This is a genomic window from Microbacterium sp. EF45047, from assembly GCF_028472845.1.
GTDB lineage: Bacteria > Actinomycetota > Actinomycetes > Actinomycetales > Microbacteriaceae > Microbacterium > Microbacterium neungamense.
Map to the genome: position 1 here is coordinate 928,273 of NZ_CP069429.1, position 20,879 is coordinate 949,151.

The 20,879-nt window shown below is 72.5% G+C and carries 17 protein-coding genes, 1 tRNA gene and 1 pseudogene; 14 read left to right on the plus strand and 5 right to left on the minus strand.

Going from position 1 to position 20,879, the window contains the following annotated elements; translation table 11 throughout:
• Nucleotides 1-126 precede the first annotated feature (126 nt).
• The 5 genes from trmB to JRG78_RS04410 all read left to right on the plus strand — a co-directional run bounded on the left by trmB (nt 127) and on the right by JRG78_RS04410 (nt 3,650).
• Nucleotides 127-852 carry a tRNA (guanosine(46)-N7)-methyltransferase TrmB gene (trmB, locus tag JRG78_RS04390; protein WP_259607814.1) on the plus strand — a complete coding sequence of 242 codons (726 nt, stop codon included), beginning with the start codon at nt 127-129 and terminating at the stop codon, nt 850-852.
• Nucleotides 849-1,727 (plus strand): CPBP family intramembrane glutamic endopeptidase, encoded by an 879-nt coding sequence (locus tag JRG78_RS04395; RefSeq protein WP_259607815.1) that lies wholly within the window; start codon nt 849-851, stop codon nt 1,725-1,727. The genes trmB and JRG78_RS04395 overlap by 4 nt, the downstream gene beginning before the upstream one ends.
• A gap of 58 nt (nt 1,728-1,785) precedes the next feature.
• The gene (locus JRG78_RS04400; protein ID WP_259607816.1) at nt 1,786-3,084 is read left to right on the plus strand and encodes a SufS family cysteine desulfurase; all 1,299 of its coding nucleotides are present in this window, start codon (nt 1,786-1,788) and stop codon (nt 3,082-3,084) included.
• Complete coding sequence (gene sufU, locus JRG78_RS04405; protein ID WP_259608126.1) at nt 3,084-3,527, plus strand: Fe-S cluster assembly sulfur transfer protein SufU; 444 nt, start codon at nt 3,084-3,086, stop codon at nt 3,525-3,527. The genes JRG78_RS04400 and sufU overlap by 1 nt, the downstream gene beginning before the upstream one ends.
• Before the next feature lie 50 nt (nt 3,528-3,577).
• A tRNA-Arg gene (locus tag JRG78_RS04410) sits at nt 3,578-3,650 on the plus strand.
• Between the two features lie 65 nt (nt 3,651-3,715).
• Here JRG78_RS04410 and JRG78_RS04415 read toward each other — a convergent pair.
• A complete protein-coding gene (locus JRG78_RS04415; protein ID WP_259607817.1) occupies nt 3,716-4,507 on the minus strand; it encodes an SGNH/GDSL hydrolase family protein in 792 nt (263 codons plus the stop codon).
• A gap of 130 nt (nt 4,508-4,637) precedes the next feature.
• A pseudogene (locus JRG78_RS04420) lies at nt 4,638-5,255 on the minus strand (carbohydrate ABC transporter permease); the annotation flags it as partial.
• 28 nt (nt 5,256-5,283) lie between these two features.
• On the opposite strand from JRG78_RS04420, the gene JRG78_RS04425 reads away from it, so the two are divergent.
• From JRG78_RS04425 to JRG78_RS04435, 3 genes are all read left to right on the plus strand, one after another.
• A complete protein-coding gene (locus JRG78_RS04425; RefSeq protein ID WP_259608127.1) occupies nt 5,284-6,117 on the plus strand; it encodes an N-acetylglucosamine kinase in 834 nt (277 codons plus the stop codon).
• An 85-nt stretch (nt 6,118-6,202) separates the two neighbouring features.
• Nucleotides 6,203-7,870, plus strand: coding sequence for an arginine--tRNA ligase (argS, locus tag JRG78_RS04430; protein ID WP_259607818.1), 1,668 nt, complete (start codon nt 6,203-6,205; stop codon nt 7,868-7,870).
• 1 nt (nt 7,871) lies between these two features.
• Nucleotides 7,872-8,636 (plus strand): DUF2993 domain-containing protein, encoded by a 765-nt coding sequence (locus JRG78_RS04435; RefSeq protein WP_259607819.1) that lies wholly within the window; start codon nt 7,872-7,874, stop codon nt 8,634-8,636.
• Nucleotides 8,637-8,846: 210 nt separating this feature from the next.
• On the opposite strand, the gene JRG78_RS04440 is transcribed toward JRG78_RS04435, so the two are convergent.
• Complete coding sequence (locus JRG78_RS04440; protein ID WP_259607820.1) at nt 8,847-9,902, minus strand: YihY/virulence factor BrkB family protein; 1,056 nt, start codon at nt 9,900-9,902, stop codon at nt 8,847-8,849.
• Nucleotides 9,903-10,036: 134 nt separating this feature from the next.
• On the opposite strand from JRG78_RS04440, the gene lysA reads away from it, so the two are divergent.
• From lysA to JRG78_RS04470, 6 genes are all read left to right on the plus strand, one after another.
• The gene (gene lysA / locus JRG78_RS04445; protein WP_259607821.1) at nt 10,037-11,464 is read left to right on the plus strand and encodes a diaminopimelate decarboxylase; all 1,428 of its coding nucleotides are present in this window, start codon (nt 10,037-10,039) and stop codon (nt 11,462-11,464) included.
• Nucleotides 11,461-12,765 (plus strand): homoserine dehydrogenase, encoded by a 1,305-nt coding sequence (locus JRG78_RS04450; protein WP_259607822.1) that lies wholly within the window; start codon nt 11,461-11,463, stop codon nt 12,763-12,765. Before lysA ends, JRG78_RS04450 begins: the two co-directional genes overlap by 4 nt.
• A 14-nt stretch (nt 12,766-12,779) precedes the next feature.
• Nucleotides 12,780-13,766 carry a homoserine kinase gene (gene thrB, locus JRG78_RS04455; protein ID WP_259608128.1) on the plus strand — a complete coding sequence of 329 codons (987 nt, stop codon included), beginning with the start codon at nt 12,780-12,782 and terminating at the stop codon, nt 13,764-13,766.
• 153 nt (nt 13,767-13,919) lie between these two features.
• On the plus strand, nt 13,920-15,998 hold the full coding sequence (rho, locus tag JRG78_RS04460) for a transcription termination factor Rho (RefSeq protein WP_259607823.1): 2,079 nt from the start codon (nt 13,920-13,922) through the stop codon (nt 15,996-15,998).
• 6 nt (nt 15,999-16,004) lie between these two features.
• Nucleotides 16,005-17,078, plus strand: coding sequence for a peptide chain release factor 1 (gene prfA / locus JRG78_RS04465; protein WP_259607824.1), 1,074 nt, complete (start codon nt 16,005-16,007; stop codon nt 17,076-17,078).
• An 871-nt stretch (nt 17,079-17,949) separates the two neighbouring features.
• Complete coding sequence (locus JRG78_RS04470; RefSeq protein WP_239541894.1) at nt 17,950-19,218, plus strand: IS110 family transposase; 1,269 nt, start codon at nt 17,950-17,952, stop codon at nt 19,216-19,218.
• Nucleotides 19,219-19,270: 52 nt separating this feature from the next.
• On the opposite strand, the gene epsC is transcribed toward JRG78_RS04470, so the two are convergent.
• Nucleotides 19,271-19,843, minus strand: a complete 573-nt coding sequence (epsC, locus tag JRG78_RS04475) for a serine O-acetyltransferase EpsC (RefSeq protein WP_272653703.1) — start codon at nt 19,841-19,843, stop codon at nt 19,271-19,273.
• Nucleotides 19,843-20,781, minus strand: coding sequence for a cysteine synthase A (cysK, locus tag JRG78_RS04480; protein ID WP_259607825.1), 939 nt, complete (start codon nt 20,779-20,781; stop codon nt 19,843-19,845). Before cysK ends, epsC begins: the two co-directional genes overlap by 1 nt.
• Nucleotides 20,782-20,879: the final 98 nt, after the last annotated feature.

Here is a 20,879-nt window from a genome sequence, read left to right on the forward strand (position 1 = left end):
GCAGCCGGAGCGAGACGAAACGCGTCTTTTCGCGAAGGTGTCGGGGCGTGGTGCGTTTCGTCTCCGTCGCCCTGCGGGCGTCGTCGCTCAACGACCGGGAGGGGAGCGAGCGAATACGCTGGAGGGATGCCAGAACCGCGCACCTTCCGCGACGAGCCCGTGTCCTTCGTGCGCCGCAGCGGCCGGATGTCGGAGGCGCAGGAGCGGGCCTTCCGGGACCTCTCGCCGTTCTACCTCCTCGACGTCCCGCGCGACACGGCCTGGACGTCCGTGCATCCGGAGGCACGGCTCGACCCGGCATCCGCGTACGGCCGCGTCGCCCCGCTGATCGTCGAGATCGGCTCCGGGCAGGGGCACGCGATCGTCTCCGCCGCCGCCTCCCGCCCGGATGACGACTTCCTGGCCGTCGAGGTGTTCCGCGCCGGGCTGGCGCGCACCATGCGCGACGCCGACCGCGCCGGCGTGCGCAATCTCCGCCTCGCCGAGGCGAACGCCCCCGAGGTCCTCTCCACGTACCTGCCGGAGGCCGCGGCATCCGAGGTCTGGATCTTCTTCCCCGACCCGTGGCACAAGAAGCGGCACACCAAGCGCCGGCTGGTCCGTCCCGGGTTCCCGGCGACGGCCGCGCGCGCCCTCCGCGACGGCGGGACGCTGCGCCTGGCCACCGACTGGGAGGGCTACGCGCTGCAGATGCGGGAGGTGCTCGACGAGGCCCCCGAGTTCGAGCGCGCGTTCGACGGGGACTGGGCGGAGCGCTTCGACGGCCGCGTGATGACCGCGTTCGAGCGGAAGGGCATCGCGAAGGGCAGGGACATCCGCGACCTCGCCTACCGCCGGGTGCCGCGGACGTGAGCCACGCCGCCCGGCTCGCCCTCGCGCCCGCCGCCGCCGTGTGCGCGGCGGCTCCGGCCTTCTTCGTGCTCGGCTGGACGTGGGCGGGCTGGGTCCTGCTCGCCGCCGGCGTCGGCGCCGCCGCGATGATCGAGCGACGGATGCCGGTGACGGCGGCCGCTGCCGCAGCGCGACGGGACGACCGGGGCGAGCGGCCCACGAGCGGTGGGCGGCGGCATCCGTCCCTCAGCCGGGATCTCTCGCTGATCGGGCTCGGAATGCTGATCGTGCACTCGATCCCGCTCGCCGCGGAGCTCGACGACGCGGCGATGCTGCGGTTCACGGCGGCACTCGGGGGAGCGGTGCTGGTGCCGTACGTCATCTCGCGGTATGTGTTCCGCGACCGCGCGATCTCGTTCCCGTGGCGGAGCGGCCGCCGCTGGGGCCGGCTGCAGTGGAGCTGGCTGGTCGCGGTGCTGGTGCTGGGCTGGCTGATCCTGCCGTTCTACTTCATCACCAGCGGCGTGTACCGCAACTGGCCGGTGGTCGACACGCCCGAGCTGATCGCCCGGCTGTTCGTCGGCGTGGGCGCGGTCGGGATCTGGGACGAGCTGTTCTTCATCTGCACCGTGTTCGCCCTGCTGCGCCGTCATCTGCCCGACCACCTGGCGAACGTGCTGCAGGCTGTCGTGTTCGTGTCGTTCCTGTGGGAGCTCGGCTACCGCGCCTGGGGGCCGGTGCTGACCATCCCGTTCGCGCTGCTGCAGGGCGTCATCTTCCTGCGCACGCACTCCCTCGGCTACGTCGTGACCGTGCACCTGCTGTTCGACGCCGTCGTGTTCGCGGTGCTCGTGCACGCCCACAACCCCGGACTGCTGCCGATCTTCCTGCTCTGACATCCTTCCCTGGGAGTCCGGCCACCCGGGGCCGCCGCAGGAGTGGGAAGCTGGAAGGGTGCATGACCCGATCACGACCGCCACGACGCTCGGCGACGCCGAGGTGCTGCGCCTGCGCGCGGACTTCCCGATCCTGCAGAGCGAGGTGAACGGGCATCCGCTCGTCTACCTGGATTCCGGGGCGACCTCGCAGCGGCCGCTCGCGGTGCTGGACGCCGAGCGCACCTTCGCCACGACGCTGAACGCCGCCGTGCACCGCGGCGCCCACACGCTCGCGGCGGAGGCCACCGAGGTGTTCGAGGATGCCAGGGCGACGCTCGCCCGGTTCATCGGCGCGGACGAGGACGAGGTCGTGTGGACCTCCAACGCCACCGAGGCCGTCAACCTGGTGGCGTACTCGCTGTCGAACGCGTCCTCGGGCCGCGGCGGAAGCGAGGCCGACCGGCTGCGGCTCGGCCGGGGCGACGAGATCCTCGTCACCGAGATGGAGCACCACGCCAACCTCATCCCGTGGCAGGAGCTGGCCCACCGCACCGGCGCGGGACTGCGGGTGATCCCGCTCGACGACGACGGCGCGCTGCGCATGGACGAGGCGCGACGCCTGATCGGCACGCACACGCGCATCGTCGCCGTCACCCACGTGTCGAACGTGCTCGGGGTGGTGAACCCGATCGAGGAGATCGTCACGGCGGCGCGGGAGGTGGGCGCGCTGGTGCTGCTGGACGCCTGCCAGTCGGCCCCGCACCTGCCGCTGGACGTGCACGCGCTGGACGTCGACTTCGCCGTGCTGTCCGGGCACAAGATGCTCGGCCCCACCGGCATCGGCGCGCTCTACGGCCGTCGCGAGCTGCTGGAGATCATGCCGCCGTTCCTCACCGGCGGATCGATGATCACGACCGTGACGACGATGTCCGCCGAGTACCTGCCGCCGCCGCAGCGCTTCGAGGCGGGGACGCAGCGGGTGTCCCAGGCGGTCGCGCTCGCCGCGGCGGTCCGCTATCTCGAAGGCGTCGGCATGGCGCGGATCGCGGCCCACGAGGCGGAGCTGGGCGCCCGCCTGGTCGACGGGCTCGCGGCGATCGACGGCGTGCGGGTGCTCGGCGCCGGGATCGACCGTCCGCGGGTGGGTCTGGCGAGCTTCGACGTCGCCGGCGTTCACGCACACGACGTGGGGCAGTACCTCGACGACGCCGGCATCGCGGTGCGCGTCGGCCACCACTGCGCCCAGCCGCTGCATCGCCGCCTGGGCATCACCGCCTCCACGCGGGCGAGCGCCTATCTCTACACGACCCGCGACGAGGTGGAGGCCGTGATCGACGGCGTCGCCGCCGCGATCCGCTTCTTCCGGAGGGCATGATGACCTCGTCCGACCTGCAGGGGCTCTACCAGGAGCTCATCCTCGACCACTCGCGCACGCCGCACGGATACGGGCTCCGTGGGGAGGTGGCGGCACAGTCGCATCAGGTCAACCCGACCTGCGGTGACGAGATCACCCTTCAGGTGCACCGCGCCGGGGACGGCACGATCGAGGCGGTGGCATGGGAGGGGCACGGATGCGCGATCTCGCAGGCGTCCGCCTCGCTCCTCGCCGAGCTCGCGGAGGGGATGCCGGTGGCGGAGCTGGCGCGCCGGATCGACGTGTTCCGCGAGGCGATGCGCTCGCGCGGTCGCGTCGAGCCGGACCCCGACCTGCTCGGTGACGCCGCGGCCCTGGGCGGGGTGTCGAAGTACGTCGCCCGCGTCAAGTGCGCCATGCTCGCCTGGGTCGCCGCCGAGGATGCGCTGCGGAAGCTGGACTGACGTCGGGCGGACAAGGACGCCCCTCCGGAACTGATAAGCTCGTCCGGTACGCCTCCGTAGCTCAGCGGATAGAGCGCCGGTTTCCGGTACCGTAGGTCGCAGGTTCGATTCCTGTCGGGGGCACGAACGAGAGAAGGCCGCCCCGAGGGCGGCCTTCTCTCGTTCTCAGGCCTCTGACGCCGTCCCCGCTACTTCGCCGGCTCCGGATCCGCCTCGTCCGCGGCCGTCACCGCCGCCGCGCGCAGGTCCTCGAGCGCTGCGGCGACCTTCTCCGCGAGGAACGCGTGCCCGGCATCCGAGGGGTGCTGGCGGCCGATGCCGACGTCGATGACGTCGAGGTAGTTCGCGTCGGTGATCCACTCCTCCTGCACGGGGGAGATGTACCACCAGCCCCGCGCGGCGGCCAGAGCGGCCAGCTCCCGGTCGATCCGCGCGGTCGCCACGCCCACGGGCAGTTCGTGCGGCGCCGGGCCGAGGACGACGATCGCCGCCTCCGGGTAGGTCCGCGCCAGGGCGTCCCACGCGGCGTTCACCGCGGCGGCGTAGCCGGTGAGATCCTCGCGGCGGTCGTTGATGGAGCCCTGCACGATCACGAGATCGGGGTCGAGTTCCGGCTCGAGCGCGGCGATGCGCTCGCCGAAGGTCGGCAGCCCTGGTCGCAGATACCCGCTGCCGCTCACTCCGCGGACGATCGTCTCGCCGTCCAGCAGCTCGGCCAGCCGGTACGCGTAGCCGCCCTCGGGCACGGTCGCGGCCGCGCCGAACGTCCACGAGTCGCCGAACACCAGCACCGTCGGATGCTCGGGCAGCTCAAGCGGGGCGGGCGGCGGGACGGCGGCGTCCGCCGCGGCGATGGGAGGCGTCTCGACGGGCGGCGTCCAGGGCCGCCAGACGCCCAGGACGACCCCGACGAGGACGGCCGCGGCACCCACGGCGGCCAGCACCGTGCGGCGCCGTCGGGTACGGGCGCGCAGCTTCATGGGATGAGAGTAGGCGACGTTCGCCGGAATGCGAATTCGGACACGGATGCCGCGATCGCGGATGCCCCGACGGAACCGGATCGCCCCTCCGGCCCGAGGGCGCGGAGGGGCGATCCGAACGGTTCGCGTGTCACTTCAGGGTGCCCTGCGACACGGAGCCCTGCAGCTGCCGCTGGAAGAAGACGTACACCAGCAGCACCGGCGCGATCGTGATGAACACCGCGGCGAACAGCGCGCCCTGGTCGACCTCGTAGCCTGCGGCGGAGGCGAAGGCGGCCATGCCCTGGGAGAGCACGTACTGCCCCTGGTCGGTGTTCAGCGCGACCGGCAGCAGGAACTGGTTCCACAGCCCGAGGAAGTTCAGGATCGCCACGGCCGCGAGCCCGGGCTTGGCCATCGGCAGCATCACCTGGAAGAACGTGCGCCACTCGCTGGCGCCGTCCACGTAGGCCGCCTCCTGGATCTCGTACGGCAGGGACTTGAAGAACGAGAACAGGAAGAACACCGTGAACGGCAGCGCGAACGCGACGTAGGTGATGATCAGACCCGGCAGCGTGTTCAGCAGCCCCATGCCCTGCAGGATGAAGAACAGCGGGACGATCGCGAGGAACACCGGAAGGGTGAGCCCGGCGAGCATCAGGTAGTAGATCGCCCGGCTGCCCGGGATCGAGAACCTCGCGAGCACGTAGGCGCACATCGAGCCGAGCAGCATCACCAGCAGCAGCGCGACGCCGACGACGATGACGGCCGGCCCCGAGCGCGCCGCCGACGGCGTCATGACGGCGATCGAGGGCGCCCTCGCCGGCACCGGTCTCGCGCTTGCGGACGTCGCGGTGATCACCGCGGCGATGGCCGGGCAGCGCACGTCGGGCGACGACGACTGGCTGCGGCGACGGCTCGCGCAGCACGGGTTCGCGGGACGGCTCACCTTCGAGTCCGACCTGCTCGCCACCTACTTCAGCGGCACCGCGGCACCCTTCGGCTACGCGCTGGTGTCCGGCACCGGCGCCTGCGTCATCCGCGTCTCGGCGGGGGTCATCGAGGCCACCGGCGACGGCCTGGGCTGGCTGCTCGGCGACCGGGGGAGCGGCTTCTGGATCGGCCACCGCGTCGCCAAGGCCGTGGTCGGCGATCTGGACGGCACCGGCCCCGCCACCGGGATGACTCCGCGCGTGATCGCCCACCTCGGCGTGCACACCGGCGGGCCGGGCGCCGAGGGGCGGTCGCAGGCGCTGATCGGTGTCGTCGGCGCCCTCTACGCGCGCCCGCCGATCGAGCTGGCCGGCCTCGCCCCGATCGCGTTCGCGGATGCCGGCGACCCGGTCGCCGCCGGCATCCTGCGCCGCGCCGGCGAAGAGCTCGCCGACACGCTCTCGGCGGTGCTCTCCGGTCCCGGGCCGCTCGTGCTCGGCGGCAGCGTACTGTCGCGATCGGGGCCGGTGCGCGACGCGTTCCTGCACCGGCTCGGGACGGTCGCGGACCGGCTCGAGCCGCGGCCGGTGGCCGACGGCGCCGTGGGCGCCGGGCAGCTCGCGCTGCGGGCGGCCGGCGTGGTGCCCACGGAGGAGACGCTCCTGGCGCTCACCGCCTCCCTCGCACGCTTCCGCTGACCCGCCGCCGCGGCGCCGGCGGGAAGGCCGGTGCCGGCGGGAGCCCGCGGATGCCCGGGTCCCGGGCATCTAGACTGGGACACCTATGAGCCCCGAATCCCTCGCCGCCGCCGTCCTCGCCGTCCTCACCCCGATCGCGGCGGAGCTGCGACCGGACGAGGACCTCGGGCTCTCGGCATCCGATGTCGTGCTCGACCGCCCGCGAAACCGCGAGCACGGGGACTGGGCGACGAACGTCGCGATGCGGCTCGCGAAGCGCCTGGGCACCAGCCCCCGGGAGCTCGCCCAGCGCGTCGCGGACGGCCTCGCCGCGACCGACGGCATTGCCGGCGTCGAGGTCGCCGGCCCCGGGTTCATCAACATCCGCCTGGACGCGGCCGCCGCCGGCGCGCTGGCGAAGACGATCGTCGACGCCGGGGCGGAGTACGGCCGCAACGACACCCAGGCCGGCCGGTCCATCAACATCGAGTTCGTCAGCGCCAACCCCACCGGTCCGCTGCACATCGGCCACACCCGCTGGGCGGCGCTCGGCGACGCCATCGCACGGCTGCTGGCCGCCTCCGGCGCTACCGTTGCGAGGGAGTTCTACATCAACGACGCCGGGGCGCAGATGGAGCGGTTCGCAGCATCCATCGTGGCGGCGGCCAAGGGGCAGCCGACCCCCGAGGGCGGGTACACCGGCAGCTACATCGCCGACCTCGCCCAGCGCGTCCTGGCCGCCCGTCCCGACTTCCTCGACCTTCCCGATGACGAGCAGCGGCTCGTCGCCCGCGAGCTCGGCTACGAGTACCAGCTCGCCGAGCAGAAGGACTCGCTGTCGAAGTTCAACGTCGAGTTCGACGTCTGGTTCTCCGAGCGCACGCTGCACGCCCCCGCCGCGGACGGCGGCCCGAGCCTGGTGGACCGGGCGGTGGACCGCCTGCGCGAGCAGGGGCACGTCTTCGACCGGGACGACGCCGTGTGGGTGCGCACCACCGATTTCGGCGACGACAAGGACCGGGTGATCCGCCGCTCGAACGGCGAGTACACCTACTTCGCCGCGGACGCGGCCTATTACCTGAACAAGGGCGACCGCGGCTTCGAGCACAAGATCTACCTGCTCGGCGCCGACCACCACGGCTACGTGCACCGGCTCAAGGCGCTCGCCGGCGCGGCCGGGGACGACCCGGACAAGGACATCGAGGTGCTCATCGGGCAGCTGGTCTCCGTCGGCGGAGCCCGGCTCAGCAAGCGCGCCGGCAACATCATCGAGATGGACGATCTGCGCGAATGGCTCGGCACTGACGCGCTGCGGTACTCGCTGGAGCGCTACCCGGCCGATTCGCCCCTGGCGCTCGATCCCGAGCTGCTGCAGAAGCGCACCAACGACAACCCCGTCTTCTACGTGCAGTACGCGCACGCGCGCACGCACAACGTCGCCCGCAACGCCGCGGACTCCGGGGTTGACCGATCCGAGTTCGCCCCCGACCTGCTCACGCACGAGACCGAGTCGGCGCTGCTGGGCGCGCTGCAGGAGTTCCCGCGGATCGTCGGCTTCGCGGCCGAGGTCCGCGAGCCGCACCGCGTGGCCCGCTACCTGGAGGAGCTCGCCGGGCTCTACCACCGCTGGTACGACAACTGCCGGATCATCCCGCAGGGCGACGACCCGGTCGAGGCGGTGCACCGCACCCGGCTGTGGCTGAACGACGCCACCGGGCAGGTGCTGCGCAACGGGCTGTCGCTGCTCGGCGTGTCCGCCCCGGAGCGGATGTGACGTGACCGCCGGAGGGCGCGCGTCGCGGCGGCATCGCCGCTGGCCGGTCGTGCTGGTCGTGCTCGTGCTGCTGGCGGCGGCCCTCGCCGTGGCGGCCGAGCTGGTGGCGCGCGCCGTGCTGCCGGGGGTGGTCCGCTCCCTGGTCGTCGAGCAGCTGGACCTGCCGGCCGATCAGCAGCTCGACGTCGAAGCCTCCGGCATCCTGCTGCCGCAGCTGATCGCCGGGCGACTCGACCGGCTGCGCCTCTCCTCCGAGCGGGTGACCCTCGAGGGCGTCACCGGGGCCGCGGACGTCACCGCGCAGGGCGTACCGCTCCGCGGCGGCGACATCGGTGCGGCGCACGGCACGGTCCGCATCGACCAGGCGCAGCTCGTCGCGCTGCTGTCGCGCTCCGATCTGCCCGTCACCGATGTGACTCTCGAGGAGCCGAACGTCACCGCGAGCGGCGCGATCACGGTGTTCGGCGCCGACATCCCGGTGAGTGTGACGGCCACGCCCGGCGCGGATGCGGGGGAGCTGGTGCTCACACCCGTATCGGTGTCGGTCGGCGGGAGCGTGATCGACCTCGCCGGGCTCTCCGGACGGCTCGGCGACGTCGGAGAGCGCCTGTCCGCCCCGCAGCAGGTGTGCATCGCCGACCGGCTCCCCGCCGGGCTGATCCTGACCGGCCTGCGGATCGAGGGTGAGAGCGCCGTTGCCGAGATCGACATCGACGGCCGGATCGCGACGGACCCGGCCCTCCTCGACCCCGGCACCTGCCCCTGACCCTCCCTCCCCCTGACCCTCCTTCCCCCGACCCTCCTTCCCCCGACCCTCCTTGCCCCCTGACTCCTTTCTTCGGGTTTGGGGCGGATTCTCACGATTGGGGCGGCGCAGGTCCGCCCCGGACGTGAGAATCCGCCCCAAACGGGTCGGAGGGCGGGTCGGAGGGCGGGTCGGAGGTGGTCGTGGGCGGGTCGGCGGGCGGAGGGCGGGTCAGGGGCGTTCGTCCTCGACGGCCTGCTGGGCGCTGCGCAGCTCCGCGGTCGCGATCTGCGCGTCCTGCTCCGCGCGACGCAGCCGGTGCTCGGCCAGAGTCTGCGCGCCGTAGCGATTCGCGACCCGGTCCTCGTCCTCGGCGGCGGCGGTGACGATGTAGGCGCTGGCGAGCAGGATCACCTGGGTGGACAGGTTCAGCCAGATCAGCAGGGCCAGCAGCGACGCGAACGACGCCAGCAGCGGGTTCGCGCGCGCCCCGCCGACGAACAGCCCGGACAGCTCCTGCAGCACGAGCAGGCCGGCGCCGCCGATCATCGCGCCCGACCAGAGCGCGCGTGCGCGGGCCCGGACGCCGGCGAGGGCGCGGAACGCGGCCGCGATCAGCACCGTGTTCAGGGCGAACACGATCACCAGCGAGATCAGGCGCACCGACCAGAACAGCACCGGCGAATCCTCCGGCAGCCCGAGCAGCCCGCCCGCCCATCTCAGCACCGCACGGCCGGCGAAGGTGAGGGCGGCGGAGCCGACGAAGGCGGCCGCGATGATCGCCGCGAGGCTCAGATTGCGAAGTATGACGAGCGGCGGTGCCACATCGTCCGACACCGTTCCGGCGATGGACCGCATCGCCACCCGGAGCGACCCGATGGCCCCGAGGGCCGCGCCGATCAGGCCGACCAGCGACACGATCCCGGTGATCGACAGCCCCGCGGGCGCGCGGATCTCGGACGGGTCGATGAGCCCGGGCCCGTCCGGGCGCTCCTTGATCAGCCCGGGCACCGCGGAGTCGATCGCGGACACCACGGCGTTCCACGCCACGTCGTCCGATGTCAGCCACAGCGCGGCCGCGGAGAACCCGAGCAGCACGGCGGCGAAGACGCTGAACAGCGCCCGGTAGGTCACGCCGTCCGCGAGTATCGGCCCGTGCCGCTCCATGTGCAGCAGCACGGCGCGCACGATCCGCAGCTGCAGACCGCGGCGGATCAGCGCCGCACCGGCCCGGGCGATCGCCCCCGGGCGCTTCTCCCGGCGTTCGGCTTCGGTTGCGGCATCCATCCGAATCACCCTAACCAGAACGGCCGCGGGCGTGCAGGGCTTGACAGGACGGCGCCCGGCGGTGCCCTAGAATCGGGGGCATCCTCGCCGGCCGTCCTCCGCCCCGGGGTACCCGTCCCCACGATTGGTGCACTGTGCATTCCGCTGTCTCCCCGCCTGCCCCGGGCTGGCTCGTCGTGCCCGACGACCCGAACGACCTCGTCGAGGGGGTGTGGCCGGCATCCGCGCGCCGCGACGAGGACGGCGAGCTCGTGATCGGCGGCGCCCGGGCATCCGCCCTGGTCCGCGCCCACGGCACGCCGCTGCTCGTCATCGACGAGCAGGAGGTGCGCCGCCGAGCCGCCGCCGTCCGCACGGCGTTCGAGTCCGCCGCGCGGCGCCACGGCACCTCCGCCCGCGTGTACTACGCCGGCAAGGCGTTCCTCACCAGCGCGATCGTCCGCTGGGTCACCGCCGAGGGCCTGTGCGTCGACGTGTGCACCGGCGGGGAGCTCGAGCTCGCCCTCGCGGCCGGCGCGGAGCCGTCGCGGCTGGGCTTCCACGGCAACAACAAGTCCACCGCCGAGCTCGAGCGCGCGATCGAGGCCGGGGTCGGCACGATCATCATCGACAGCGCCATCGAGATCGAGCGGCTCGCCGCGCTCACCGCGCGCCTGGACGCCGAGCAGGGCGTGATGCTGCGGGTGAGCAGCGGCGTGCACGCCGAGACCCACGACTTCCTCGCCACCGCGCACGAGGACCAGAAGTTCGGATTCCCGATGGCGGATGCCGCGGCCGCGGTGGCCCGCATCCGGGAGATCCCCGGGCTGCGCTTCCTCGGGCTGCACTGTCACATCGGCTCGCAGATCTTCGGCGTCGCAGGCTTCCGCGAATCCGCGGCCCGCGTACTCGACCTGCACGAGGAGCTGCTCCGCGACGGCGAGGTGCCGCAGCTGAACCTCGGCGGCGGCTTCGGCATCGCCTACACCCGCGCCGACGACCCCACGCCGATCGAGGAGCTGGCCGACGGCATCGTCGCCGCCGTGGCGGAAGGGTGCGCGGCCCGCGGCATCCCGGTGCCGGCGCTGTCCTTCGAGCCCGGACGCTACGTCGTCGGGCCCGCGGGCGTCACCCTCTACGAGATCGGCACGATCAAGGACGTCGTGCTGGAGGCCGGGGTGCGCCGCTACGTGAGCGTGGACGGCGGCATGAGCGACAACGCGCGGACCGCGCTGTACGGCGCGCAGTACTCGGCGCGGCTCGCCTCGCGCGCCGGATCCGGGGACCCCGCGCTGGTGCGCGTCGTCGGCCGGCACTGCGAGTCCGGCGACATCGTCGTCGATCACGAGTACCTCCCCGACGACGTCGCCCCCGGCGACCTGCTCGCCGTCCCGGTCACCGGCGCGTACTGCGCGCCGCTGGCCAGCAACTACAACCACGTCCCGCGTCCGCCGGTGATCTCCGTGCGCGACGGGGAGTCCCGGCTGATCCTGCGCGGCGAGACCGTGCAGGACCTGCTGGCCCGCGACCCGGGGCTCGATCCGGGGGACGGTACCGGACACCGCACAGAAGGAGCACGATGACCGACTATCGACGACTTCGGGTGGCACTGCTCGGCGCAGGCGCCGTCGGCTCTCAGGTGGCGGCGCTGCTGCTGCGGCACGGCGACGAACTCGCCGACCGCGCCGGCGCCCGCCTGGAACTGGCCGGCATCGCCGTCCGCGACCTCGACGCCCGTCGCGACGTCGACCTGCCGCGGGAGCTGTTCACCACGGATGCCGAGAGCCTGATCACCGGGGCGGACATCGTCATCGAGCTGATGGGGGGCATCGAGCCGGCCCGCTCGCACATCCTGCTCGCCCTGGGGTCGGGCGCCGACGTCGTCACCGCGAACAAGGCGCTGCTGGCCACCCACGGTCCTGAGGTGTTCGAGGCCGCCGACCGCGTCGGCGCGTCGGTGTACTACGAGGCCGCCGCGGCCGGGGCGATCCCGATCATCCGCCCGCTGCGGGACTCGCTCGCCGGCGACCGTGTGGTGCGGATCATGGGCATCGTGAACGGCACCACGAACTACATCCTGGACCGGATGGACAGCGAGGGCGCCGACTTCGCCGAGGTCCTCGCCGACGCGCAGCGGCTGGGCTACGCCGAGGCGGACCCGACCGCCGACGTCGAGGGCTTCGACGCGGCGCAGAAGGCCGCGATCCTCGCCAGCCTCGCCTTCCACACCGCCGTGCCGCTGGATGCCGTGCACCGCGAGGGCATCACGCAGATCACCGCGTCGATGATCGAGGAGGCCCGCGGTGCCGGCTTCGTCATCAAGCTGCTCGCGGTGTGCGAGCGGCTCGTGGACGAGGGCGCCGAGTCGATCTCCGTGCGCGTCTACCCGGCCCTGGTGCCGCGCACGCATCCGCTGGCCTCTGTGCACGGCGCCAACAACGCCGTCTTCGTCGAAGCGGAGGCGGCGGGGTCGCTGATGTTCTACGGCGCCGGCGCCGGCGGCGTGCAGACCGCCTCGGCCGTGCTCGGCGACGTGGTCTCGGCGGCGCGGCGGCACATCGCCGGCGGCGTCGGGGTGGGCGAGTCGACCAGGGCGAACCTGCCGGTCGCGCCGATCGGGCACGTCACCACCCGCTACCAGATCACCCTCGAAGTCGACGACGAGCCGGGCGTGCTCGCCACCGTCGCCGGCATCCTCAGCGAGGGCGGCGTGTCCGTCGCGACCGTGGTGCAGACCGTGGAGGGCGAGGAGGTGCCGACCGCGCGGCTCATCATCGGCACGCACCGGGCATCCGAGAGCGCCCTGAGCGCCACCGTCGACCGGCTGGCCGCCAGCGGGGTCGTCGAGCGCGTGGTGTCGGTGCTGCGCGTCGAAGGGGAGTGAGCGTGGGCGTCACCATCGTCCCCTCCGAGGCGGTCACCGGCCACCCGGAGGCGCCGGCACCGGAGGGCGCCACCCGGACCGTGCAGGTCACCGTCCCCGCCACGAGCGCCAACCTCGGACCCGGCTTCGACACGCTCGGCCTGGCGCTCAGCATCTACGACACGCTCACCGTGTCCTCCTTCCCGGACGACCGGCTCGAGATCGAGGTCACCGGCTCCGGCGCCGAGGAGATCCCGCGGGATGCCAGCAACCTCGTCGTCCGTTCGATCGCGCACGTGTTCGCGGATGCCGGGCGCCCGCTGCCCGGGCTGCGGCTGCACGCCGCGAACGGCGTCCCGCATGGGCGGGGGCTCGGCTCGTCCGGCGCCGCGGTGACGGCGGGCGTGCTCGCCGCCAAGGGGCTGCTCGCCGGCGAGGTCGACTTGGACGACGACACCCTGCTGCGCCTGGCCACCGAGTTGGAGGGCCACCCCGACAATGTCGCGCCCGCGCTGTTCGGCGGCCTCACCATCGCCTGGACCGGCGATCGCGGGCCGCAGCACAAGAAGCTGCTCGTGCACCGCGGCGTGGCGCCGCTGGTGCTCGTGCCCGGCTTCACGATGTCCACGTCCCTGGCGCGCTCGCTGCAGCCGCACCAGGTGCCCCGGGAGGACGCCGTGTTCAACGTGTCGCGCTCGGCGCTGCTGGTCGCCGCGCTGACGCAGAGCCCGGAGCTGCTGCTGGACGCCACCGCCGACCGGCTGCACCAGGACTACCGCGGCGCGGCGATGCCGGAGACGCTGCGGCTGGTGCAGGCGCTGCGCCGCGAAGGATATGCGGCCGTCGTCTCCGGCGCCGGCCCCAGCGTGCTCGTGCTCGCCGACGGGCCCGGACGCCGCCGCGGAGCGGTCGAGGTGGCGGACGCCGCGGCGGACACTCCGTGGACCGCGCACATGCTCGCCGTCGACGTACGGGGTGGTACAGTTAGGGATCGAGCGGAGGGCTCCACGTACCTTTCGTGAATCTCGCCCCCTCGCACTTCTGCGAGATCCGCACGTGTTTCCCCAGGACTTCCGTGGTCCTGGCCGGCTGGCGCTCTGTGCCCGCGCGCGTGACACGCGCAGCTTCTGCTGTGCGCAGGATTGCTCTTTCCCACGACATATGAGGGAGTACTCGTGGAGAACTTCTCCGAGACCCAGAACGACCAGGCTCCGGCCGCGTCCGAGTCGGCTGCGGCCGCCGCGACGGTGACCGAAGCACCGGTGCGCAAGCGCGCACCCCGGCGCGCGACCAGCGCATCCGCCGCCGCGGATGCCGCGCCTGCGGCGGCGCCGTCCGCCGAGACGCCGGCGGCTCCGGCATCCGACGCCGCTGCCTCCCCTGCTGCGGCCGGCTCCTCCGCGACCGCCGCGGAGTCGAGCGCGGACGCTGCCGAGGAGAAGCCGAAGGCCAAGGCGCCGCGCCGTACGCGGGCGAAGAAGGCGGATGCCGAGGCGGCCGCCGTTCCGGCATCCGAGGCACCGGCGTCCGACACGGCGGCAGCCGACACCGCGATCTCTGCCGAGGCCGCGCCGGCCGGCGAGACGGCCGAGCGCGCCGGCGACGCCCCGGCCAAGCGCCCCGCGCGCGGTCGCCGCAGCAAGGCGCAGGACGCCGACAAGGCAAAGGACGCCGACAAGGCCCAGGGCGCTGAGGCATCCGGCGCCGACGCGGCAGGCGAGACGACCGCCGGGCAGAAGCCGGCCGACGCCGCCGCGGCGGAAGCAGCAACCGGCGACGCGAAGCAGGCCGACGGCAAGCAGGCGGACGGCAAGCAGGCAGAAGCCCGGCAGGGCGAGGGCAAGCAGGGCGACGCGTCCGAGAAGCCCGAGGCCGACGGCGACGAGGGCGAGGGCGGCGGCCGCGGTCGTGGCCGCAACCGCAACCGCAGCCGCGGGCGCGGCCAGAACGGCGGCGGGCAGGCCCAGCAGCCCCAGGCCGAGGAGGAGCAGGCCGGCGGTCGCACGCGTCAGCGCAACAAGCGACGCGGCGGCGGCAACGTCACCGCGGACGAGTTCGAGACCGAGATCGGCGAGGACGACGTCCTCATCCCGATCGCGGGCATCCTCGACGTGCTCGACAACTACGCCTTCGTCCGCACCAGCGGCTACCTGCCCGGCGCGACCGACGTGTACGTCTCGCTCGGCCAGGTGAAGAAGTACAACCTGCGCAAGGGCGACGCGATCGTCGGCGCCATCAAGCAGCCGCGCGAGGGCGAGCAGCAGGGGCGTCAGAAGTACAACGCCCTGGTGAAGGTCGACTCCATCAACGGCCTGTCGCCCGAGGACGCCGGCAACCGCGTCGAGTTCGGCAAGCTCACCCCGCTGTACCCGCAGGAGCGCCTGCGTCTGGAGACCGCGCCGGAGAAGCTGACCCAGCGGATCATCGACCTGGTCGCCCCGATCGGCAAGGGCCAGCGGGGCCTGATCGTGGCGCCGCCGAAGGCCGGCAAGACCATCGTGCTGCAGCAGATCGCGAACGCGATCGCGCAGAACAACCCCGAGGTGCACCTCATGGTCGTGCTCGTCGACGAGCGCCCGGAAGAGGTCACCGACATGCAGCGCTCGGTGAAGGGCGAGGTCATCGCCTCGACCTTCGACCGCCCCGCGGAGGACCACACCACCGTCGCCGAGCTCGCCATCGAGCGCGCCAAGCGCCTGGTGGAGCTGGGCCGGGACGTGGTCGTGCTGCTCGACTCGATCACCCGCCTCGGCCGCGCCTACAACATCTCCGCGCCGGCATCCGGCCGCGTGCTCACCGGCGGTGTGGACGCCTCGGCACTGTACCCGCCGAAGCGGTTCTTCGGCGCGGCGCGCAACATCGAGAACGGCGGATCGCTGACCATCCTCGCCACCGCCCTCGTGGAGACCGGCTCCAAGATGGACGAGGTGATCTTCGAGGAGTTCAAGGGCACCGGCAACAGCGAGCTGCGCCTGTCCCGCGCCCTGGCCGACAAGCGGATCTTCCCGGCGGTCGACGTGAACGCGTCCAGCACCCGCCGCGAGGAGATGCTGCTCTCCCCGGACGAGGTCAAGATCACATGGAAGCTGCGCCGCGCCCTCGCCGGTCTCGACCCGCAGCAGGCGCTCGAGGTGGTCCTCGGCAAGCTCAAGGAGACCGGCTCCAACGTCGAGTTCCTGTTCCAGATGCAGAAGTCGATCCCGGCCCCGCCGGCGACCGGCTCCGGCCACGGGCACGAGAACAACATCCGCTGAGCTGACGTGTTCGAGTCCGTCCAGGCTCTCATCGACGAGCACCGCCGGGTGCAGGAGGAGCTCTCCGACCCGGCGGTGCACGCCGATGCAGCCCGCGCGAAGCGGGTGAACCGGCGCTACGCCGAGCTGAGCCGGATCGTCGCCGCGCACGAGGCGTGGCTCGCCGCATCCGAGGACCTCGAGGCGGCCCGAGAGCTGGCGCGTGAGGACGAGGCCTTCGCGGCCGAGATCCCCGCGCTCGAGGAGGGGCTGCAGGCCGCGCAGGAGCGGTTGCGCCGCCTGCTCATCCCGCGCGACCCCGACGACGCCCGCGACGTGATCATGGAGATTAAAGCGGGGGAGGGCGGCGCCGAGAGCGCCCTGTTCGCCGCCGATCTGCTGCGGATGTACCTGCAGTACGCGGCCTCGAAAGGCTGGAAGACCGAGCTGCTGGAGCGGAACGAGTCCGACCTCGGCGGGTACAAGGACGTCCAGCTCGCGATCAAAGGCACCTCGACCGACCCGGCGCAGGGCGTCTGGGCGCACCTGAAGTACGAGGGCGGCGTGCACCGCGTGCAGCGGGTGCCGGCCACCGAGTCGCAGGGCCGCATCCACACCTCGACCACGGGGGTGCTGGTGTTCCCCGAGGTCGACGAGCCGGACGAGATCGAGATCAACCCGAACGATCTGAAGATCGACGTGTTCCGCTCCTCGGGCCCGGGCGGGCAGTCGGTGAACACGACCGACTCGGCGGTGCGGATCACGCACCTGCCGACCGGGATCGTGGTGTCGATGCAGAACGAGAAGTCGCAGCTGCAGAACCGTGAGGCGGCGCTGCGCGTGCTGCGCGCCCGGCTGCTGGCCAAGCAGCAGGAGGAGCTCGCGGCTGCGGCATCGGATGCCCGGCGCTCGCAGATCCGCGGCATGGACCGCTCGGAGCGGATCCGCACCTACAACTTCCCGGAGAACCGGATCGCCGACCACCGCACCGGGTACAAGGCGTACAACCTCGACCAGGTGATGGACGGCGCCCTCGACCCCGTCATCGAGTCCTGCATCGAGGCCGACGAGGCGGAGCGCCTCGCCGCCCTCGGCTCCTGACCCGCCGGGCGGTTCTGACCCCCTGATGGGGCGAGGGGCGGGGCTGTGGACAACCGGAGCGGGTCGGCGCGGGCGGCGGGCACACTGGGCGGATGCCGAAGCGCCGCCAGCACCGACCGGACGGACTCCCGGACGCGTTCACCGTCGCCCAGGGGAGACGGCACGGTCTGAGCGACGCCCGGCTGCGGCATCCGGAACTGCGCCGACCGCACCATGGCGCGCGGGCGTTCGGCGAACTCGACGCACCGGAGCCTGTGTCCACGGCGGACGGCCTCGCAGACTTCGCCGAGATCGAGCGGGCGTGGGGGCAGCACCGCACGCTGCTGCTCGGGCGCGTGCACGAGTATCTGCCGGCGCTGCCCGAGGGAGCGTTCCTCACCGGGTACGTCGCTGCGGTGCTGCAGCGTCTTCCGGTGCCGCTGCGACCCTGCCGCGGATGCCGGGGCGCCCGGCCGACCCGCAGGCGAAGGCGGTGGCCACCCGCGATCAGCTGGCCGTGTTCGCGGGGGCGAAGAGAGCACGCACCTCACCCGGGCGCAGCTCGCGCGCGACATCGACAAGTATCACGCGTACGCCGCTGCCGGATGGGACACCGTCCGGCTCACGAACGAGCTGGTGTTCCGTCAGGAGGCGGAGGCCCTGCGCCGCATCCGCGCGGCCCTCCGCCGCCGCGCCTGACCCCCCGTTTCCCGTTACTTTCTTCGTGACCCGTTCGGCGGCCATGCTGGGCGGTGACGGCCTGCCGGGCCCGGCATGATTGCTGCCCCCTGTCCTCGATGATCCGGGGGGTGTTGTCACCGGGCCTGGTTGGCGGTGTGTGATCGCTGATAGGGGCTGGACCCGAGCATGCTCGAGGCCGTTCGTAACGTGGATGCCGAGACGCGCCGCCGCGGACGCCGTCACGAGTGAAGCGGAGGACGAAGTGGTCACCAGCATCGACAGATACGACGAGGTCGACGTGTTCGTTGGGCTCGACGTCGGCAAGGGCGAGCATCACGCGGTCGCGCTCGACCGGGAAGCCAAGCGACTATTCGACCGAGCACTCCCGAACGACGAGCGCCAATTGCGGGCGGTGATCGACCAGCTCGCCTCGCATGGCGTGGTGCTGCTGGTCGTAGATCAACCCGCGACGATCGGTGCACTCCCGGTCGCGGTCGCGCAAGCCGCAGGTGCTCTCGTCGGTTACCTGCCGGGGTTGGCGATGCGGCGCATCGCGGATCTGCATCCCGGTGAGGCGAAGACCGACGCGAGAGACGCGGCGATCATCGCCGAAACGGCCCGCACCATGCCGCACACGCTCCGGTCGATCCAGGTCGCCGACGAGAAGGTCGCGGAGCTGAGCATGCTCTGCGGGTTCGACGACGACCTCGCCGGTCAGATCGTCCAGGTCTCCAACCGGATCAGGGGTCTGCTCACCCAAATCCACCCGGCGCTGGAACGCGTGCTCGGGCCGCGGCTGGATCACCCCGCGATCCTGGACCTGCTGCAGCGCTACCCGTCGCCGGCGGCGATGAAGACTGCGGGTGAGAAGCGGCTAGGGAACCGGCTGCTGAAGAACGCGCCCCGCAAAGGTCGTGTCTGGGCGGCAGAGATCATGACCGCGCTCGGCGAGCAGACCGTCGTGGTGACCGGCACCGACGCCGCCGCGCTGGTGCTCCCCAGGCTCGCAGAGCAGCTCCAGGCGTTGCGACGGCAGCGTGATGAGATCGCCATCGAGGTCGAGAAGATCGTCGACGCTCACCCTCTTCAACCGGTCCTGACGAGCATGCCCGGAGTCGGCGTCAGGACCGCAGCCCGGCTCCTCACCGAAGTCACCACCAAGACCTTCGCCACTGCCGGGCACCTCGCCGCCTACGCCGGCCTCGCACCCGTGACCCGACGATCCGGCACCTCGATCCGCGGCGAGCATCCCTCCCGGCGCGGGAACAAGATCCTGAAACGGACCATGTTCCTCTCCGCGTTCGCCGCACTCCGAGACCCCGAATCACGCGCCTACTACGACCGCAAGATCGCCCAAGGCAAACGCCACAACCAGGCCCTCATCGCCCTAGCTCGACGCCGCTCCGACGTCCTCTACGCCATGCTCCGCGACGGCACCCTCTACCAACCGCGACCAGCCCAACCCGCCCTCGCCGCTTGACAGAGGACATAGGGGCACCCCCCATACGCAAAGGGGGCGGATCGTCGCGGGGTCAGATCGTGTAGTCGGGGGCGGAGAGGAGCAGGGCGCGCGCGTCGGCGGTGGACGAGCCGGTGCGCGGCCGGGCGGGGACGCCGGTGAGCACGCTGTCCGGCGGCGCATCCCTGGTCACCACGGCGTTCGCGCCGATCACCGAGCGGGCGCCGATCGTGATCGGGCCGAGGACCTTCGCGCCGGCGCCCACCGCCACCCCGTCCTCGAGGGTCGGATGCCGCTTGCCGCCGTCCCGGGTGCGGCCGCCGAGCGTCACGCCGTGGTACAGCATCACGTCGTCGCCGACCTCGGCGGTCTCGCCGATCACCACGCCCATGCCGTGGTCGATGAACAGCCGGCGGCCGATCGACGCCCCGGGGTGGATCTCGATGCCGGTCAGCCAGCGGGTGAGCTGCGATCCCGCCCGCGCGAGGAAGCGCACCCGGCGCCGCCACAGCGCGTGCCACACCCGGTGCGCCCACACCGCGTGTAGCCCCGGGTACAGCAGCGCGATCTCCAGACCGCTCCGGGCGGCCGGATCGCCGCGCCGGGCGGCCTCCACGTCCTCGCGCAGGCGGCCGATGACGCCCATCAGTCCTCGCGCAGGTCCTCGAACAGCGCGGTGGAGATGTAGCGCTCGCCCGTGTCGGGGACGACCGCGACGATCGTCTTGCCCTCGTTCTCCGGCCGCGCCGCGACCTGCAGCGCCGCCCACACGACCGCACCGGAGGACATGCCGACCAGCAGCCCCTCGCGGGCGGCGAGGTCGCGCGAGACGCGCAGAGCGTCGTCGAAGTCGGCGGTGATGACCTCGTCGATCACGTCGCGGTCGAGGATCGCGGGCACGAAGTTCGGGCCGATGCCCTGGATCTTGTGCGGCCCGGGGCGGCCCTCGGTCAGCACGGGGGAGTCCTTCGGCTCGACGGCGATCACCTTCACCTCGGGCTTCGCCTCCTTCAGCGCCTGGCCGGTGCCGGTCACGGTGCCGCCGGTGCCCACGCCCGCGACCAGGATGTCGACGGCGCCGTCGGTGTCGCGGAGGATCTCCTGCGCGGTGGTCTCGCGGTGGATCTGCGGGTTGGCCTCGTTCTCGAACTGGCGCACCCAGACGGCGCCCGGGGTCTCGGCGACGATGCGCTCGACCTCCTCGATGGCGCCCTTCATGCCCTTGGTCGGGTCGGTGAGCACGATCTCCGCGCCGAACGCCTTCAGCAGCACGCGGCGCTCCTTCGACATCGACGACGGCATGGTCAGGACGACGCGGTAGCCGCGCGCCGCGCCGACCATGGCCAGGGCGATGCCGGTGTTGCCGCTGGTGGACTCGACGATCGTGCCGCCGGGCTTCAGCTCGCCGGATGCCTCGGCGGCGTTGATCATGGCGATGCCGATGCGGTCCTTCACGCTGGCGGCGGGGTTGTAGTACTCGAGCTTGGCGAGCACGGTCGCGCCCGCGCCCTCGGTGACGCGGTTGAGGCGCACGAGCGGGGTGTTGCCGAACGCGGTGGTGATGTCGGGGTGGATGCCGGTCATTGCGGGCCTTTCTCGGAGGCTGCGGATGCTGCACCAGACTACTTCCCGGGGTCGGCGGCCGTGCGTGCGCGGCGTAACGAAGCGACGCGAAGCGCGTG

Coding starts and splice junctions, on each gene's coding strand:
- JRG78_RS04425 (WP_259608127.1), top strand. CDS start 5,284: ATGACGGCGATCGAGGGCGCCCTCGCCGGCACCGGTCTCGCGCTTGCG.
- trmB (WP_259607814.1), top strand. CDS start 127: ATGCCAGAACCGCGCACCTTCCGCGACGAGCCCGTGTCCTTCGTGCGC.
- JRG78_RS04450 (WP_259607822.1), top strand. CDS start 11,461: ATGACCGACTATCGACGACTTCGGGTGGCACTGCTCGGCGCAGGCGCC.
- cysK (WP_259607825.1), bottom strand. CDS start 20,781: ATGACCGGCATCCACCCCGACATCACCACCGCGTTCGGCAACACCCCG.
- JRG78_RS04415 (WP_259607817.1), bottom strand. CDS start 4,507: ATGAAGCTGCGCGCCCGTACCCGACGGCGCCGCACGGTGCTGGCCGCC.
- JRG78_RS04440 (WP_259607820.1), bottom strand. CDS start 9,902: ATGGATGCCGCAACCGAAGCCGAACGCCGGGAGAAGCGCCCGGGGGCG.
- argS (WP_259607818.1), top strand. CDS start 6,203: ATGAGCCCCGAATCCCTCGCCGCCGCCGTCCTCGCCGTCCTCACCCCG.
- JRG78_RS04470 (WP_239541894.1), top strand. CDS start 17,950: ATGCCGAGACGCGCCGCCGCGGACGCCGTCACGAGTGAAGCGGAGGAC.
- sufU (WP_259608126.1), top strand. CDS start 3,084: ATGACCTCGTCCGACCTGCAGGGGCTCTACCAGGAGCTCATCCTCGAC.
- epsC (WP_272653703.1), bottom strand. CDS start 19,843: ATGGGCGTCATCGGCCGCCTGCGCGAGGACGTGGAGGCCGCCCGGCGC.